Origin of the sequence: Longitalea luteola (assembly GCF_017356035.1) — a bacterium.
In the GTDB taxonomy this organism is placed as follows: Bacteria; Bacteroidota; Bacteroidia; order Chitinophagales; family Chitinophagaceae; genus Niastella; species Niastella luteola.
Genome location: NZ_JAFIQX010000006.1, coordinates 98,338 through 115,643, shown reverse-complemented (window position 1 = coordinate 115,643; position 17,306 = coordinate 98,338). Strand labels below are relative to the sequence as shown.

The following is a 17,306-nucleotide window of genomic DNA, read 5'->3' as shown; positions in this document are numbered from 1 at the left end:
CATTAAAAATCCCCAGTAACCTTTGCGTAAAAACACTCTCGTGAACATCCTTTCAATCAACCGTTAACATGGATAAATAAATTTACTTATTTGCGTTAGTAACGGTGACAATTCATATAAAATTAATGTTGCATTCAAGCGTATTCTTTTGAGACTGCCATGGCTGTTAGTTATTCACATTATCACAAAAGATAATTTTTCGACTATACTTAGTATGCTTATGCACCCTTCCATTCAAAATTGCCGTTGGTATCTACATCGAGGGTCAAGGCAGCTGCTCCATTGGCGCCTGCTTCTCCGCTGATGATCTTGCGGGACAATGGACGCCGCAGATTATTGCGGATAACACCCGCCAGTGGCCGCGCCCCGTATTGCGGTGCAAAGCCTAACAAGGCTAAATGTTTTTTAGCCGCATCCGTCAATTGCAATATAATACCCTGTTTATCGAGTGAACTGTATAAACCACGTAATTGAATGTTGAGGATGCGTTCAACCATCTCATTGGTCATCGGTGCAAACGGACAGATCTCCGTTAACCGGCCCAGGAACTCTGGCCTGAAATAATTGCTCATGATCTCCATCAGCTGGGTAGAAGATGGAACCTGTTTTTTGTTAAACGAATCTACCACATATTGACTGCCGATGTTAGAGGTAAAGATGATCAGCGCATTGGAGAAATCGCCCTCCTTCCCCAGCTTGTCGTGCAGTTTGCCTTCATCCATGATCTGTAAAAAGATATCGAAGACCGACTGATGGGCTTTTTCAATTTCATCAAAAAGGACTACGGAATACGGTTGCTGCCTGATCTTGTTGATCAACAGACCGCCCTCTTCATAGCCAACATATCCGGGCGGTGCGCCGTATAACAAGGCGGCGGAATGTTCTTCCTTGAACTCCGACATATCGAAGCGGATCATAGACGCTTCATCCTGGAACAGGAAATCAGCCAGGGCTTTGGCCAGCTCCGTTTTACCGGTACCGGTAGGCCCAAGGAAGAAGAAGGAACCAATGGGTTGACCGGGTTTACCCAAACCTGCTCTCGATTCGAGAATGGCCTCGCTGATAGATCTGATGGCATGATCCTGCCCTACCACCCGTTGTTTCAGTATCTCCTCCATTTTCAATAAGCGCTCTTTTTCCTGCGCCTGTACCTTACCAATGGGAATACCGGTTTTATGCGCAACGATGGCTGCCACATCGGTATTATGCAATGTCTGGCGGTCATCGGCAGCCATTATCGACAACGAGTCATAAGCCATAGTCAGGTAAGCGATGATCTCAGCTGCGTCCGTCATTTGCATAGGATCCGCTTCTGCCTGTAGGGCCGCCCATAATATGGGGCTTATCTTGTTCCGCAGCTGGTTGTAATGCCATTTCCAATCGTCGGCAATATATTTTTCCGGTTCTTTGTTCATGTCATCAAAAGCCGCTTTCATTTCTTCCACCACCTGTTTACCGGTATCGCGGGCAAGCCGAAGGGCTGCCATGGAATGATCGGCCAGGTCAATAGCGGCATCGGGCAGGCGACGGTCTTTTACATAGCGCTTTGCCAGGCGAATGGTGTCATGAAGCGTTTCTTCGTCGATGGCTATTGCGTGGTGTTTACTGTAATGCGGCATGATCATTTGCATCATCCGGAACGTGGTGGCTGCATCGGGTTCCTCCACCTGTATTACATCAAAGCGCCGGGCAAATGCTTCATCTTTTTCAATATGCTTGCGGTATTCTTCCAGTGTGGTAGCGCCAATAACGGTGAGCTCGCCTCGCGCCAGTTCGGGTTTTAATAAATTGGCGGCGCCGGCCATGGCGCCCTGCTTATCCATCAGCACATGCATTTCATCAATGAACAGGATGGCCTTGTCAAATTGTTTCACTTCCTGGATAATATTCTTCAATCGCTCTTCCACTTCGCCTTTATACGAAGCGCCTGCTGCCAGTGCGCCGTTATCCAGCTCGAACACCTGGGCATTTTCGAGAAAGCGTGGTACTTTCTTTTGTTCTATGGCCAGTGTAAATCCATCTACCAAAGCCGATTTGCCAACACCTGGTTCGCCAATGATCAATACATTGGGTTTTGAACGGCGGCCCAGGATCTCCGCCATCGCCCTGATCTCTTTATCGCGCCCCGTAATGGGATCGATCTTACCTGCTTTGGCGCGTTCATTTTTATGTGTACAATATTTCAATAAAGCCTGGTGATTGCTTTGCTTTGCCTTACCATTGGTTGGCAAACTACCGGTGATCGCATTCAGGCTTGTAGCTGCAACGGACTGCTGTAACAGTTCCTGCCGCTGAACGGGAAAGGTTTTCAACTGCTCATAGCTGAATCCAACGCCGGGGGTGCTCAGTGCTGCCAGTACATGCAGCGTCTCCAGTTCATTGCTGCCTGTCATCAGCCGGATGGTATCGGCTTCCTCCATCACGGCTTTTACCGGCTCATCGGCGGTAAGCGTATCATCGAGGCGGGTAGCTTTTGGCAGCGATTCCAGCCGCACATCCGCCCATTCTTCCATATAATAAATGTCTTTATCCAGTTGCTTTAACAGGGATTGCAATCCGGCATCTTTATGCAGTAGTGCTTTTAACAAATGGGGTGGTGCTATATGCGGATGCATATGCTCGCGGGCAATTGCCTGCGCTATATGGTTCATTTTTTTAAACGAATCAGAAACCGTTATTCCTAATAATTGGTCAGTCATTTCTCTCTTTTTAAATTAACTAATCTTTATTTCTGATTCCGGGATTTAGAGATTTCGAGATTTACTTTTTTTGCAGTCTCATAACTGTTTCGGAATTACTAAATCTCAAAATCTCGAAATCAGAAATCTCGAAATCCTAAAATATGCCGAGAAATTCTTTTTTCATTTTCAGGCTTACATTCAGTCCGATCAGGCAATTGGTCTCGCTGCTCTTGATCTGTTGCACATTCAGTTGTTTGATCTTTTTATCTGTTTTGATAGAACTGAGTTTGTTACAGAACTGGGTAAATGTTATTTCGGTTCCATTCAAACTTACCGGTACATTCAGGTTGTTACAGAAGTAGGCCGAGAAATTTTCTGCTGTTAAATAATTGTTCACCACGCCACGCAGTTTCGTTTCCAGTTCCTGCTTGCTGATGCTTACACCCTGCGGTTTGGGCGGTTCTGTAATGGCAGGTTGCGGGCGGCTCTGTTCTTCCAGCGTTGGGGATTGCGGCCTGGCCGGCACTACGACGAAGGATGGCTGGCGCGACGGCATTCGTGCATTTGATCTTGCAGGCGCCACCGTTTTATCATTCACATACACTTTACAAACCCCCAGCTGTTTGGGATCATTGTTCAGGATGAGGGAAATGGTTTTTAAACCTGGCGTTTTATACACATAACTGGCGGTTGATGACGTAGCGTCAACTACAGCTGTTTCGCCAAAACGCCATTCCCAGCTATGGGCACCCGCGGTAGTATCCTGGAAAGTCACCGGCTTGCCTACTTCGGCCATTTGCGGACAAATAAACCGCGGCATCAACAGCGGGTTCTCCAATTTGGGCGCCTTGCTGATGTAGATGGTTTTGTATTCGGTGCAGGTACCATTGATGGTAAGGGCAACCGTATATTCGCCCGGCAGGTTATACGCATGAACCACCGAGCTGATGTTGGTCTGGCTGTTCTCATCGTCGCCAAAATCCCACTGAAATTCTTTGGCATACAGCGCATCGGTCTCAAAGCGTATGGGTTCATCGGTGCGGAAAAAGTTCGCTTTTGCTTTTATGTGAAAATCGAAACAATGTTCGTAGTTCTTGTATTTAAAGCCGGTGATCACGAGGCCCAGCAATGCCGTGATGATCATCGTAAGAATGACCTTTTCGTCGAGATAAGCCAGCTGTATTTTTTTATTTTCCATAATTTTACTTTTTCGTTCCCATTAGGTTTTGAGGGTGCGTTTTTTAAAACCGTATTTCTGTCAGCTATGAAACGAATCAATTTTCTTCCATACAGTTACCGTTCTGTTTGTAGTGCTCGCCTGCTGGCTTTTGCCACCAGCACTTTGTTGATTTTCCTGGCTTCCTGTTCCGGTTCCCGGAAATCAGCAAACACGTACGAGACCATTGTCGTAAAGCCGGCCGATGCTTCGCTGACCCTGCCCAATGCCAGCGCTGAAAAAAAGCTGATCGCCAAGTATGCTGCCTATCTGAAAACAGCGCCGGATAGTCTTTCGAACATCGTACTGTACTCGTTCATTGATAAATGGATGAAAACGCCGTACAAATATGGCGGCACTGATGAAAAAGGGATCGACTGCTCGGCTTTTATCCAGCGCCTGTTGGGTGATGTATACAATATTCACGTTCCCCGTACATCGGCGCAACAGTTCTTTACAAAAAATGTGGAGCCTTTTCATGATAAAACCTTTTTTTCTGAAGGTGACCTGGTTTTCTTTTCTACAGTTCCCGGACAACCTATTTCTCACGTTGGTATGTACCTGCGCAACCACTACTTCATCAACGCTTCTACTTCCAGTGGGGTGAGCCTGGCCAGCCTGGATGATCCTTACTGGAAGAAGCGCTTTGTGGCTGCCGGCAGAGTCAGGATCAACAGGCAACAGACAAATAAGCAATAAGCAAAAGGCAAAGTCATTAAGCGTGAAACCGGAAATAGGTTATAATTTTCGAGTTGTGGAAAGTTGTTGATTAATCCGAAAGTTGATAGCCATTCACCATTCACCATTGACCATTCACCAGCCTAAAACCCCGCTGCCGTACTGGCCCTTCTCAACAGATCAATATCCCGGCGAGCCTGGTCGAGGTCGCGCTGTGTTTGTTCAAACTTTGCTTTATAATCTTCCAGTTGTTTTGGCAGATCGCCCATGCTTACTACTTTATTGGTAGCGTCCTGGTAACGCAGGTACAGGTCGAGCACATTCTTGTTCATCCTGCTGTACATGCTGCTGTCCTTGTATTGCAGGTCGGTGAGCTCCCGCAGTTTGGCAGCGATCTGCTGGTTCAGGTACATGCTGTTAACACCTGGTTGTTTCAGGGAGTCGATCAGCATTTTGGCCTGATCCATACTGGTTACAAATTTTTCCTGGGCAAGGCTTTGGTTGCGGTAGCGGGTAACCTGTTCGCGCAATACCTGGTTTTCCTTGTATGGAATGCGCATGTCGAAATAAACAGCTCCTACAATGAGCCAGACTGCAATGATGAAAAAGAACAAAAATTTTAAAAATGCACGGTTCCTTTCCTTGTGATTTAAAATGGTTGGCATTTTTCTATTGGTTTATTTTATGATGTTCGTTTAATGTTAATCTGCCAGGAAACTTCTTCTTTTCTTTACGGGAGCGGCCTCGGTTTGCGGTATCAATACCTGCTCTTTTACAAATATGCCGGTCTCTTTTTTCTTGCCGATGTATTCCAGGCGCGACAGGCTGCTGAACAACGCTGAAATGAGCTGCGTGAACCGTAATACCTTGTCCAGCGCATCATTTATATCCAGGTGATTGTACTGGTAACTGCACAAGGTAGTGATGGCTGATTCCAGTTCGCCCTGGCTGACGCCGCACCATTCGGTGCAATAACTGATCAGTTCATCTTTGCTGGTGCCGGTATAAAAATCAATGGTGTTCTTGATAAGTCTTGCCATGCCTGTTACGGCTGTTATCATAAACACCGGTGGCTGGTAGATGTACGATAACTTAAAATTGGTGTACTCTGTAGCGGTGAACAGGCTCAGGTTCTCGCATATTTTATAAATGGCATCGGCCAGTTCGTTCTGTTGTTTTTTCTGCAATATTTTCTGAATGATCTGCAGGGCGTACAATTCCATCTGGCCAAAGAACTGTTCGAGCCCGGCATGTACTTCCAGTAATTCGAAATGACTGTTCACGGCAGTACAGGGCGGAATATAATTTTCCACCAGCCGTACGACCTGGTCTTCGACCATCACCTTGCCTACCGGAACCTGGAAATGCCCCAGCGAAAGCGCGCTGGTTTCCTGCGCCGGCAATAATGTAAGATCGTATACCGGCATGGTAAAAGGCATTCGTGGCGGCGTTTCCTTGGGATCGGCGGTACCAAACGGCACACGTTCATAGGGATCGATGCTTAACACTACATAATAGGAAGCTGACCGGTCTTTCAACTCACTGAAAGGAACCTGGAGCCCCGGGATGCCGGCTGACAACTGCTGGCCGGTGAGTGATGTATCCGTATCAAACTCCATAATGTAACCGCCTCTTGAAATAGCCCGGCATCGTTGAATGCGCAGGTGTACGGTTTGTTCATTATCCAGTGATAAAAATAATTTGGCTGATGTATGATGACGGTCAAATACGGGCAGTAAACCATAATTATGTTCGTTCAGGAAACTGCTTACTGTGTGCGCCTGGCGGTAAGTGAATGCATTGTCCTGTGCAATAAAATGCGTTTTATTGATCTTCATCCCATCTACCCAGTTTACGGGTAAGTATTCACGTGTTGGCTCCATGCGTAATATGTTAATTTGGTTCAACTTAATTTTCAATAATGCGGCTGCATACAATGACATCATTCTCCCGGATGCGGTTCAGGAAAATGGTCTTATCTGCATCCATATAAGTGGTTAATATGGTATACCATTTAGGCTTTTTGTAAAACATCCAGCCGTATGGTTTTCCACTGCCATTGGAATACAGGATCTGTCCCTGCGGATGGCGTTCGTTATAATCGTTTATGAAATAATAGAACAGCTGTCCCAGTTCCATATCTACCGGCGCCTTTGCCCTGAAATTGGTAAAATAGGATTCCTGGCCGTTCTTCTGAAATTCAAAGCTGATGAGCAGCATGTTCTTCAGTTTGCCTTCTTCAGGATCTTCCATGGGTTCATGTACCGGGTAATACCATTGGTTCAAAATTTTGGGCGGAATGGCCAGCGCCGACAAAAACGTATGCCATACAAATAATGGTATAATGAAAAACAGTGTCGACCACATCATTGGCAACTCCAGCCCTTCGCGGTTCACCCAGCGATAGGCTAACAAAAAGCAAATGGCGCCGGCCAGCAGGATGAGTGTGGTAAAGATGAAGTCGGGCAAAAAGGATTGCCTGTCTTTGCCCCAACTCATTTTCCGTTGCATCAGGTAAATGTGCAGGCTGCCATACGCCAGGAACATCACCTGGAAGAAGATAAAGTACCTGTTATAATTGGAAAAGAAACCGGCAGCAATGAATAGCCCGGTCAGCGCGAATACGGCCACTGAAATCAACAGATACCAGATAGCTCTTTTGCTGAATGGTTTGAAGCTGTTACGTATCTTTTTGGCAAACAGACCAATGATCGTTGAAAAGCTGATCAGGCCTATTCCCAGGTAAAGTAACAATCTGTTAAGTTCGGGTGATAACATAATATGATAATTTGCTAATGTGCTAATATGCTAATGAAATACAGTACCCTCTGGTTCTCTATAAAACCGCATAACCCAGGATCGGACTTTCTTCCTCATTCAACGCTACCAATGCCCGGGAACGGTCTACTTCTACATTGATGATAATATCTGCTTCTACCGGTGCGAAATAATTATTGAACACCTGCAACAGCAGGTCATTGTCGCCGCCGGTGCAATAATCAACAGGTTTTGAATGTTGCAAAGGACCAATATTGTATTGCAAACAGGGGTAATCCTCCGAGAATGTTTGTCCGCACACCAGGTCATTGCCCAGCTCACCGATGCCCAAACGAAATGCATCCCCCGGCGCTGTACATTCCCCCGGCGGCACCAATGCTATATTGACTTTTTCCTGCAACAGGATTTCGAGGCATTGCTGCATTAAATGCAGATCACCGGCAATGGCATGTGCATAGGGTAAAAGCAGCACGAGCAACATGGCCGAAGTTTTATTCAGTTTTTCCGGAAATTCCCAGAAAGTAAAAAAGTAATCATTCAGCAAGCCGTTGTTCATGCCGGCCAACAGGTTTTCTTCTTCCTGTTCTATCAGTACCCGTTGTCTGAAAAAACTGTTTTCAATGGGTTGAAAGAATTTCCGGGCGGCCATCTCTTTTTTGCGGTCAATGCGGCTTTGAGCGGCCATTTCCATCGCTGAGCTGTTTGGCCGGGCGTTATTGAACGGTTGGTGAAACAGTCCCTCGGGCACGAGATCATAGATACCTGACCGGGATAACCGAAGCTGTAATAACTGGCGCAGCCGGTTATCATCGATCATATTCATGGCATACAGATCGGTACGGTATTCCCGGTAAAAACGTCCATCGGGCAGCACGACAAAATCATCGGGATGCACGTGGTGCTGCAGCGCCTGGTTTACCAGCGCTTCTGCTTTGATATCGTAGACAAAAGCGGATAGCTCTTTGAGAAATGTTTCTATTGCGATTTGTCGGGTCATTGATTAATGTGCTGATTTGCTTATGTGCTGATTTGCTAATGAAATACAGGTTTGTGCTTCTGGCTTAAATTCGCATTTCTCCATCTTGTTCTATAAATACTCTAAATGGTGTTAAACTGGCCGATCTTTCTGTCAGCTGCAGCACCAGGCTGTCTTTCCAGTACTGAAGCTGGTTGTTGTCCTGTGCATCCATATAATCTTTCCGGCTCAGTTTGATGGTAACATCAATGGTTCGGGTAAAACCCTGTGATACCTGCCGGGGCACCATTACGCCTTTGACTACTTCAATGTGCTGGGCGATAGTACCCATTTGCAGGCGGCAGAATATTTTTATGTCTTCCAAACTGATCAGCCTGTCGCGCGACAGCAGGGCCGATTTGTAAGCCGTAATACTTTCTGATGCGCTCAGCCGGTTACGGCCGCCCAGGGTTGTTGTTACCAGGGTACAGCTGGTGTGGTATGGACTGTTCGTGTCATATACCTGCATGGTAGTGCCCGCTTTTATATCGTTGCCTTTATCACCACAGGTGCTCCAGTACTTGATGATCAGGTTGCTTAGTTTTTCATCGGCTTCTTTTCGTATCACCAGGAAGGGCGTGAACTCGCGGTTCAGGTCGCGGTTGATCATTTGCTGTTCCAGTTTGTAAATGATCTGCTGCAGCTGCTTCAGTTCGCCGGTCAAAAAACTGCGGCCTAATACAGAGAAGGCGGCGCCTTCATCGCTTAACAATTGCACAATGTGCTCGATGATCATCGAAGCATCCCGTTCATCGAACCGCCCTACTCCACCCTGCCGTAATATGACCGTTAGTTTCTCATGTACGTTTTTTTCGAGCGTGCGGATGTTGTAGATATTATCATCAAGGTCAGATATTTCATGCAGGTCAAAAAAAATGTCATTCGTGTACATAGGAACAATGTTCAATATGTCGCGAATGGCGTATGTGGTTTCATGTAATCTGGCATTCAGTACCGGAAAGCAATTGATATGGCATACTACGTCCTGTAATACGGTACTGGAAATATTTTCGGGGAACTGTATTTTGATCCAGTGCACTTTATCGGCCTGCAGGGCCTGCAAATCTTTCTTATCAAATGCCTGCGCCAGTGCTGCTGGCCAGCCGGGGTTTCCGCTTATCTTATGATTGTCCGGGTGGCGAACGGTAATGAATTTTTGTTTGTAATAGGCATTTACAAACTCCTTGAATTTCCAGGAGGCCGTGTTCTTTCTTACCAGCAATTGCTCAATATCCAGCAGTTCACCGCTGACGTTTTCCTTATTGTAACCGGGGCGTACCTGTAATTCCAGGTCGCCAAAGTACCAGCGGGCCTGTGGCAGGTTCTTATAAAATAATTCTTTGTTTACTTCATTCCTGATCTCAAAAAAGAATTGGGTATTGTGCAGGTTTATATGATCACCCGTGAGGCCGATCCATAATACCCGTTGCTCCAGCTCTTTTTCAGGCAGGCAATGGGTGATCACTTCTTTGGAGATCATCTCGCGGTAGCGGAACAGTTGATGCCCGGTAGCCAGGTAATTAACGGTAGCAGAAGTTATTTGAAAGTTAGCGGCAGGTGCAAAGTAGAAGTCCCTGTATCCGGCACCGGTAGTTTCATAAGAATTGCCTGTTTTTTGGGAGGTCAGGAACTGGTCGCTTTCGAGCAGCCAGGCTACTTCTTCCACTGTTTTGGCATGCATCACGGCATGGGCGGGCAGCGGCCCGCTCAATACTTCGGGTGATAACAATTGCACCATACGTTCCAGTAAGCGGGCCCGTGAGGTATGTACTTCATTGGAGATCTTTTCCAACTCCAATGCGCAGGCGGAGAACAGCACGTTCACCAGTGGATCGAAAGACGATTCGGTTTCATCTTCCGGATATCCCCACAGGCGCGCAGCCGTTTTCATCATCCGGTTCTTTATTTGCTCCCGATTTTCCATGTATGATTTTATCCTTTATTTTTTGGCTTCATGCCTGATCGCAGATGGCTGAAATTCCAATTTTTCGATTTTGAGATCTTTAGATCTTGCGATTTGTCAGACGGTCAATTTCAACTGAAACTGAAAACTGAAAATCCGGAAATCTCAAAACCTGCCTGCCGGCAGGCAGGTCGTCAAATCCCGAAAGTCTTAAAATGTTACGGATTATAGTTTATAACCACGCTACTTACAAAGGCTGTATACTAACTATATGATAATGGGCTCACAAAAAAGCTGTCGCGGAAAGTAATGTCTTCGCTGGTAGCCGTGAGTCGGCCGGTTATATGAATGTCAAGTCGTTTTTTTACCCGTCGTTCAGCAGAAAAGGCGTTTATCTCTTCCTGTTTTACCAATACATCTACTTTGATCCCGTCCAGTCTTTTTTCATGTTTGTGAACGGCCAGTAACAGCGATTCTTTCATCCATTCCTGTTGCCGGGTGCGGGCAGTAAGATTATCAAAATCATGATCCCAGATGGAGTTGCCAAAATCCTCATCGCTTTGCATTTCACCAAAGGCGGTGGTTATGATCAGGTGCAGGTTATGGCCAACCGATTGTTTGAGGTTACAACCGGGATGCTCTTTCTTTTGCATCAGTAATTCGGGATCCAATGGTAATGTATAATACTTAAGCCGCATGATCTAAAATGTTAATGTATCGGGTAAGACGAGTCAACGGAACCAGTGAAGCGTGTCAAAAGGGGAATGTCTTGATCATGCTCTCAGCAGCAAAACGAAATTAATACAAAAAAAAGATTCAATGTGTATCTTTTTAGTACCAATTTACGTGCCGTTTGAATAAACGGATGTTTTAAATTAAAATAAAAATTCGAAATTGGTGTAAAATTTGTTGACAAGCATGGGCCCTTCGGCTGCGCTTACGGTATACTTCGGCTCTGCTCAGGACAATAACACTGCTGGGCAGAAAATCTGAAGAACTTTCTGTTACGTTTATGTAATAAAGTCTGGGAATACCCAGATACCATAATCAAAACCTTTCTCATGAATTACAAATACATTGTAGTAGGTATAGACGGCACGGGCTCCCGTGACTGGATGCATAAAGATGGAAGCAATAGCAGCACCTATAAATTTATCCACGATGTTCATTACGGCGCCATGGGAATAGACCGCAAGTGGTTCCATGGTCCTTCCAGAGTAGTTACCGGCAGCGATAGTGAAGTGATACTACAGGAGGCATTGAATTTCATTTATCAACGGATCAGTTTTCTTTTCCCCGAAGTGCATACGCGTTCTGTTAAGCCCCTTGAAATGTTCGATGTGAACAGCTGCATGCAGAACCGCGAACGTACTACCCAGCAGATCATGGAAAGCCGCGGTTATCACGTAACAGCCCGGAAGCCGGTAACAGTCACTGCCGACATGCTGGCCAGCCAGCCGCTGACGACCGACGATGTGCGGGTTGTATTGATCGGGCATAGTCGTGGTGGTTTGGCCGTTACTGCGCTGGCGAGGATGTTAAGTCCATTGGTGCGGGTTTATTTTATGGGCTTGTATGATTCTGTAGATCGCCAGGGATGCCTGGATGGCATGCAGGTAGAAAATGTAAAGTTTGTCGCCCATGCCCGGCGCCATCCAGACGTAAAATCGCGTACTTTCTTTGGCAATACTTCACTCAGGTATATTGGCGTTGATCATGCTGAGGAACGTTTCTTCTATACCTCTCACGGCGGCATTGGAGGTTCATTCATTACCGATCCCAAAGAAATATCTTTATTCAGCGATTCCTCCTGCCTGGCAACGATCAAGGCATACCATAATGCCGGACCAAGAGGAACGATCAAACCGGTAGAACTGGTCAACAATCCCTCACTGGTGCAAAAGTTTGGAAAAAAGATGGACCTGGTTTGTACCGATGGCAGCAATGAAGCGGATCTGTTTATCAGAACACAGGCAAAGAAGTACGGAATTCCCGTTTAATGGGATTGTACGAGGTAACCGGTTGGCATAGCAGATAATATTTGCTTTACAAGCGGACTATCTCCGTTCTATAGAATTGGGCTAATGGTGATCTCTTTCATTGGTATTTTTGCAGGGCGGTTAACGGAATTTTTAATATCACCGTATAAACATTTAACTTCCCGCCAATGATACCTATAAGCGATCTCCTGCTGTTTGCACTGGCTGCCTTCGGACTGGTAGTCAGTCCGGGCCCGAATATGATCTACCTGATCTCCCGCTCCATCACCCAGGGGCGCAGGGCAGGACTTATCTCCCTGGCTGGCGTTATCTGCGGTTTCCTCTTTCACATCATTATGGTATCATGCAGTTTAACAGCTGTGTTGTTGACTATACCTTATGCATATACTATTTTGAAAACAGCCGGTGTTGTATACCTGTTATACCTGGCATGGCAGGCGATAAAACCGGGTAGTAAAAATGTTTTTGAGCCGCGCGCCGATCTGAAAGCCGATCCTCCCGGTAAACTTTTCAGGATGGGCTTTTTTACCAATGTGCTCAATCCTAAAGTAGCTGTCTTTTATTTATCCTTTTTTCCCCAGTTTATAAAGCCCGTTAATGGTTCTGTGTTCACCCAAAGCCTATTGCTGGGTGTTGTGCAGATCATGGTAAGTTTTACAGTTAATTTCATCATTGTACTGTTGGCGGCCAGGGCGGCCCGGTGGTTTTCTGCCAATCCCAAATGGATCCGCATTCAGAAATGGTTTATGGCTGGTGTGCTTACCGGCTTAGCAGCTAAAATGGCTTTTGATAAAGCTAAATAGTTTAAAGTTCTAAGTTTTAAGTTCTAAGTTATTTAATTTAGAAGATCAAAAGCAGTACTCAGTAGTCTAAAACTTAAAAATTAAAAGTTGTAACTGAATACTGTATACTTTGACCTATAATGACCGTACAAAAATGATACACCAGAAAGCATTAGCACTCGCAAAAATATTATGGAACTATCATCAGCTGCACCATACGCTGGAAAAAGCTGATTGTATTCTGGTGCTTGGCAGCCTCGATACCCGTACCGCCGATCGGGGCGCTGATCTTTATTTGCAGGGATACGCACCTATCATCATCTTCTCCGGGGGCCTGGGTAAACTGACCAAAGACCTGTGGACAGGCACAGAGGCTGACCTGTTCGCTACCATTGCACTTGAGAAAGGTGTTCCGCGGGAAGCAATTTTTATTGAGAATAAAAGCACCAATACAGGTGAGAATATATTGTTCACCCAGCAGCTTTTACAGGAGAAGAACCTGAACCCGGATAGTTTCATCGTGGTGCAGAAGCCTTATATGGAGCGCCGCAGTTATGCCACCTTTAAAAAGCACTGGCCCCATAAAAAACTTATCGTCACCTCTCCGCTGCTCAGTTTTGAAGAATATCCCACCAATGACATCTCCGTTGAGAAACTGATCAACATGATGGTGGGCGATCTGCAACGCATCAAGCTGTATCCTGAGAAAGGATTCCAGATTTACCAGGAAATACCAGATGACGTCTGGGGGGCCTGCGAAGAGCTGGTGGCTATGGGTTTTGATAAACAATTGATAAAACAGGATTGAAGATCATTTCTGATTTTGAGATTGCGAGACCTGCCTGCGGGTAGGCAGGTTTTGAGTCTTTGCGTTTACGCTAATAACAGATCTCAAATTCCCGAAATCAGAGATCTCAAAATGCTTCCGGTATTATTCAAAAACCACCGTCTTATTCTTATAAACAAACACGCGGTCTTCAAACACCAGATGCAGCGCCTTGGCCAGCACTGCGGTTTCTATTTCCTTGCCGGCTTTCATCATATCCCCTGCCGTATGCGAGTGCGTAACAGGAATGATCTGTTGGGCAATAATAGGCCCTTCGTCGAGCTCATTGGTAACAAAATGGGCGGTGGCGCCAATTAATTTCACGCCGCGTTCAAAAGCCTGCCGGTATGGGTTGGCGCCTACAAAGGCCGGCAGAAATGAATGGTGTATATTGATGATGCGACCCGTATACCGCGCTACAAATTCCGGTGATAAGATGCGCATGAATTTAGCCAGCACTATGTAATCGGGTGAATACTTGTCGATCAGCTGTGCCACCTGTCCTTCAAAAGCGGTCTTTTCTATTTGCTCATGCGATACGAGATAAAAAGGAATATCGAACCGTTGACAGATATTCTGTAAAACATCGTGATTGCCAATGACACATTGAACCCGGGCGCCCAGCGTTTTGAAATGGTGGCGTATAAGGATATCAGCCAGGCAATGGTATTCTTTCGTCACCAGCACCACCACTTTTTTCTCGGGCAGGGGATTTACTTTTATCACTGCATCGGATGGCAGCACCTGCTGCAGTTTTGATTCCAGCGCTTGCGAATCGGCTTCCTTTTCCAGATGGATCCTGATAAAAAAACGGTTTTCTACCTTGTCTACATGCTCCCGCAACGAAACAATATTCAATTGTTCTTTAGCCAGCACCCCGGTAATGCCGGCAACCAAGCCAACCTGATCTTTACATTGAATGACTATGATCATACACAAATGTTAAGAAAAGCAAGATAATCAAAAAAAGGTGTGCCGCACACTTCCAACCCGGACGCCTAAAGACAAAGCCCATCCGCCCATAGTTACCGGGCAGACAGGCCTTTGTCATTTTTCTCATGTGACCCTGGATTAGAAACATGCCGGGAGACTGATAAAGTAATAGCCTCCATTCATGCCGAACCGGGTCGCGTTCCGGCTGTACACAAAATGCCCATCAGAGGTATTGCTGTAAAAAGTGTTTGTTTTGTCACCATAGCCTACCTGGAAGCATTTCAGTTTATCAGGGTAAATATCAAACAGGTTATTTGCGTCAATGGGAATTCGGAGGAAAATATTTTGTACCAGTTCTTTGGCGACTTCGCGGTTGTTGAGTCGGTAGTAAGCGGCTTCGAAGATGGATTTCCAATAGGGGTATACCGTTCTTTAAAAGCCTTTTCATTATCGGCTTTTAGTAGCTGCAGCAGTATTTCGTCAGTCAGTACCCGGAGGTCCATAGCTGACCAGATTAATGATTTCTGATTTCGTGATTTAGAGATTTTGAGATCTTTCGATTTCCTCCCATGCGTTGCCTTTGAATCTCGAAATCCCGAAATCAGGAAATCTCAAAATGCTTACCTATAGTGCCCTTACTGGACAGAAAAGGCAGTACAAGCAAGCCACTGTTAAAAACCTTCTATAATAGATCAAGAAAGGCCAAATAGTAAAAACTTTATGATCAATAAATCCGGGAGCCGGTCATGCCGGGGTTATAATATTCCTGGTCATGGTAAAAAGAACGGGAGCGACTCGTTCTTCATCGCTGCGTAAGATGAATGGGTGTGATTACCTGACCCTCCTGCAAAAATATTGTTGCACCACATTCATGAACGCCACCGGCTGCCCGGATCATCATTCTATAGCCTAATATGGTAAAGAACCTGGTAGTGGTTGCTGCCACAACCATGACCCTGTTTTATAATAGAAGAGTACGAACCAAACACCTGTCGTCAGAAGCGTAGTGCGGCACTTATGACCCGTTTAGCTGGTGTGTAAAAGCTTTGAGGGCTTTATAGCGTAACCCGAAAAAGTTTGTACCGCAGCTACTGCTATCTGACTCTGTATGTATTGAAAACCGTCCTTTCAAATATCTGTATGCAATATACGAAGTTCTATTTATTCTGTTTGCACGATCTGTTTTGTTTTACTCACAAAAACACATGACCTATACTGTTAGAAATAAAAAGCATCCTTTCAAAGTTCGTTCACTTTGGCAAATTGTTTTCCCTGTCGTCAATTCCTCTTTATCCATGAAGCCCGTTCCGCCATTCGGTGGGCGATTTACTATATGTTTTTTTAAACATGGTGCTGAAACTGCCCATGCTTTTATAACCTACCAGAGCTGCTATTTCCTTTACACTTTTTTCGGTTTGCTCCAGCAGCTCTTTTGCTTTTTCCATTCGTAGCAGAATACGGTAATCATCGATGCTAACGCCATACAATTGCTTGAAGCCATATTGCAATTTGGTTCTGTTAAGCTGTGTTTGCTGACTTAGGTCACTAATGGTAATATGGTAACGCCGGTTCCTGGTTAACAAATCCTTTGCGAGCCTGATCCTTTCAATATCCTCTTTTTTCAATTTCATAAGAAAAGGTTTATTGCAATAACAATGTAGTGTTACAACCTGCAATGGGACAGCTCCGGTATACAAAGAGCTCGTTTCAGCACAAGTTGATCTATGCTGCAATAACATGGTTGTTGCTGTAACAATAATTGACCGTATGGTGGCTGCCGTATGCCGGCAGATCCATTTACTTACTGAGGAGTTGTTGCTATCCGTTTTATCGCGTGTTCATATGGTCGGACCTGTATCTATTTACCTGACTAACGTTGTACATCGTCATGAATGAAACCATTCCGGCACGTATTCCGTGCATTGAATACACGTTCGCTGATGGTTGTCCCATACCGTTCGTTTAAAACCTGCAAACAGATGATTGAGATCTTGCTTTTTAGAAATCTGCCAGTTGTACGGATTTAATAGATCAGCGCAAAATGAGAAGGCACACCAAAAATGCCCGCGGGCATATAAGAATAATAAATGAGATAAAAAGAGAAGAAGTGGTTTAAAGTGTTTAATCCGGTCCATCAGATAAGGTTTGTGCATCGGCTACATTACTCGTCTCACCATTTCTTGCTCACGTCGCTTGATTAGTGTTGCCAAAACAAAGATAGGAGGTCTTTTTGAATGTTTATTTTGAAAAAAAATATTTTCATAACCTTTTAGTTTTCGTCTACAGGTTAACCATTACAGATAGATTCAGGCGGCATTTGGAAAACTGCATTATCAGCTATTTCTTAAGAAATTATCATTTACCGGATTCTGTTATATATCGGAAAAATAAATATCAGCAATGTGTAAAGGTGACAAACGACAATTGCGTACAAAGGCGACGTGGATGGGCAATGGTCAATAGTCAATGGTGAATAGTCAATAGGCAATGGTCA

15 protein-coding genes are annotated in these 17,306 nt (G+C 45.3%); 4 read left to right on the top strand and 11 right to left on the bottom strand.

The annotated features are described in order from the left end of the window. Window positions 1-218: 218 nt before the first annotated feature. Together JUB15_RS16430 and JUB15_RS16425 are read right to left on the bottom strand one after the other, a co-directional pair. Window positions 219-2,699 carry an ATP-dependent Clp protease ATP-binding subunit gene (locus tag JUB15_RS16430; protein ID WP_207513587.1) on the bottom strand — a complete coding sequence of 827 codons (2,481 nt, stop codon included), beginning with the start codon at window positions 2,697-2,699 and terminating at the stop codon, window positions 219-221. 136 nt (window positions 2,700-2,835) lie between these two features. Next, window positions 2,836-3,879 carry a PKD domain-containing protein gene (locus JUB15_RS16425; protein WP_207513586.1) on the bottom strand — a complete coding sequence of 348 codons (1,044 nt, stop codon included), beginning with the start codon at window positions 3,877-3,879 and terminating at the stop codon, window positions 2,836-2,838. A 66-nt stretch (window positions 3,880-3,945) separates the two neighbouring features. Here JUB15_RS16425 and JUB15_RS16420 point away from each other — a divergent pair, with 66 nt between their 5' ends. Then, window positions 3,946-4,596, top strand: a complete 651-nt coding sequence (locus JUB15_RS16420) for a C40 family peptidase (protein ID WP_207513585.1) — start codon at window positions 3,946-3,948, stop codon at window positions 4,594-4,596. Between the two features lie 122 nt (window positions 4,597-4,718). On the opposite strand, the gene tssO is transcribed toward JUB15_RS16420, so the two are convergent. The 6 genes from tssO to JUB15_RS16390 form a co-directional block, all read right to left on the bottom strand. Continuing rightward, window positions 4,719-5,240 carry a type VI secretion system TssO gene (tssO, locus tag JUB15_RS16415; protein WP_207513584.1) on the bottom strand — a complete coding sequence of 174 codons (522 nt, stop codon included), beginning with the start codon at window positions 5,238-5,240 and terminating at the stop codon, window positions 4,719-4,721. A 36-nt stretch (window positions 5,241-5,276) separates the two neighbouring features. After that, window positions 5,277-6,458 (bottom strand): hypothetical protein, encoded by a 1,182-nt coding sequence (locus JUB15_RS16410; RefSeq protein WP_207513583.1) that lies wholly within the window; start codon window positions 6,456-6,458, stop codon window positions 5,277-5,279. A gap of 25 nt (window positions 6,459-6,483) precedes the next feature. Further along, window positions 6,484-7,353, bottom strand: coding sequence for a TssN family type VI secretion system protein (locus JUB15_RS16405; protein ID WP_207513582.1), 870 nt, complete (start codon window positions 7,351-7,353; stop codon window positions 6,484-6,486). A gap of 58 nt (window positions 7,354-7,411) precedes the next feature. Further along, entirely contained in the window at window positions 7,412-8,350 is a 939-nt protein-coding gene (locus tag JUB15_RS16400; RefSeq protein WP_207513581.1) for a hypothetical protein, read from the bottom strand. Between the two features lie 64 nt (window positions 8,351-8,414). Beyond that, window positions 8,415-10,292, bottom strand: coding sequence for a type VI secretion system baseplate subunit TssF (locus JUB15_RS16395; protein WP_207513580.1), 1,878 nt, complete (start codon window positions 10,290-10,292; stop codon window positions 8,415-8,417). 242 nt (window positions 10,293-10,534) lie between these two features. After that, window positions 10,535-10,969: a GPW/gp25 family protein gene (locus JUB15_RS16390; RefSeq protein WP_207513579.1), complete on the bottom strand. Its 435-nt coding sequence runs from the start codon at window positions 10,967-10,969 to the stop codon at window positions 10,535-10,537. Between the two features lie 363 nt (window positions 10,970-11,332). Between JUB15_RS16390 and JUB15_RS16385 the strand changes: the two genes are divergently transcribed. From JUB15_RS16385 to JUB15_RS16375, 3 genes are all read left to right on the top strand, one after another. After that, window positions 11,333-12,271: a hypothetical protein gene (locus JUB15_RS16385; protein WP_207513578.1), complete on the top strand. Its 939-nt coding sequence runs from the start codon at window positions 11,333-11,335 to the stop codon at window positions 12,269-12,271. Between the two features lie 167 nt (window positions 12,272-12,438). Then, window positions 12,439-13,074: a LysE family translocator gene (locus JUB15_RS16380; RefSeq protein WP_207513577.1), complete on the top strand. Its 636-nt coding sequence runs from the start codon at window positions 12,439-12,441 to the stop codon at window positions 13,072-13,074. A gap of 133 nt (window positions 13,075-13,207) precedes the next feature. Beyond that, window positions 13,208-13,861, top strand: a complete 654-nt coding sequence (locus JUB15_RS16375; RefSeq protein ID WP_207513576.1) for a YdcF family protein — start codon at window positions 13,208-13,210, stop codon at window positions 13,859-13,861. A gap of 123 nt (window positions 13,862-13,984) precedes the next feature. Here JUB15_RS16375 and purU read toward each other — a convergent pair whose 3' ends face one another. The 3 genes from purU to JUB15_RS16360 form a co-directional block, all read right to left on the bottom strand. Beyond that, window positions 13,985-14,812 carry a formyltetrahydrofolate deformylase gene (gene purU / locus JUB15_RS16370; protein ID WP_207513575.1) on the bottom strand — a complete coding sequence of 276 codons (828 nt, stop codon included), beginning with the start codon at window positions 14,810-14,812 and terminating at the stop codon, window positions 13,985-13,987. A gap of 281 nt (window positions 14,813-15,093) precedes the next feature. After that, on the bottom strand, window positions 15,094-15,315 hold the full coding sequence (locus JUB15_RS16365; protein ID WP_207513574.1) for a hypothetical protein: 222 nt from the start codon (window positions 15,313-15,315) through the stop codon (window positions 15,094-15,096). Between the two features lie 786 nt (window positions 15,316-16,101). Next, window positions 16,102-16,443: a helix-turn-helix domain-containing protein gene (locus JUB15_RS16360; protein WP_207513573.1), complete on the bottom strand. Its 342-nt coding sequence runs from the start codon at window positions 16,441-16,443 to the stop codon at window positions 16,102-16,104. Between the last annotated feature and the right edge of the window lie 863 nt (window positions 16,444-17,306).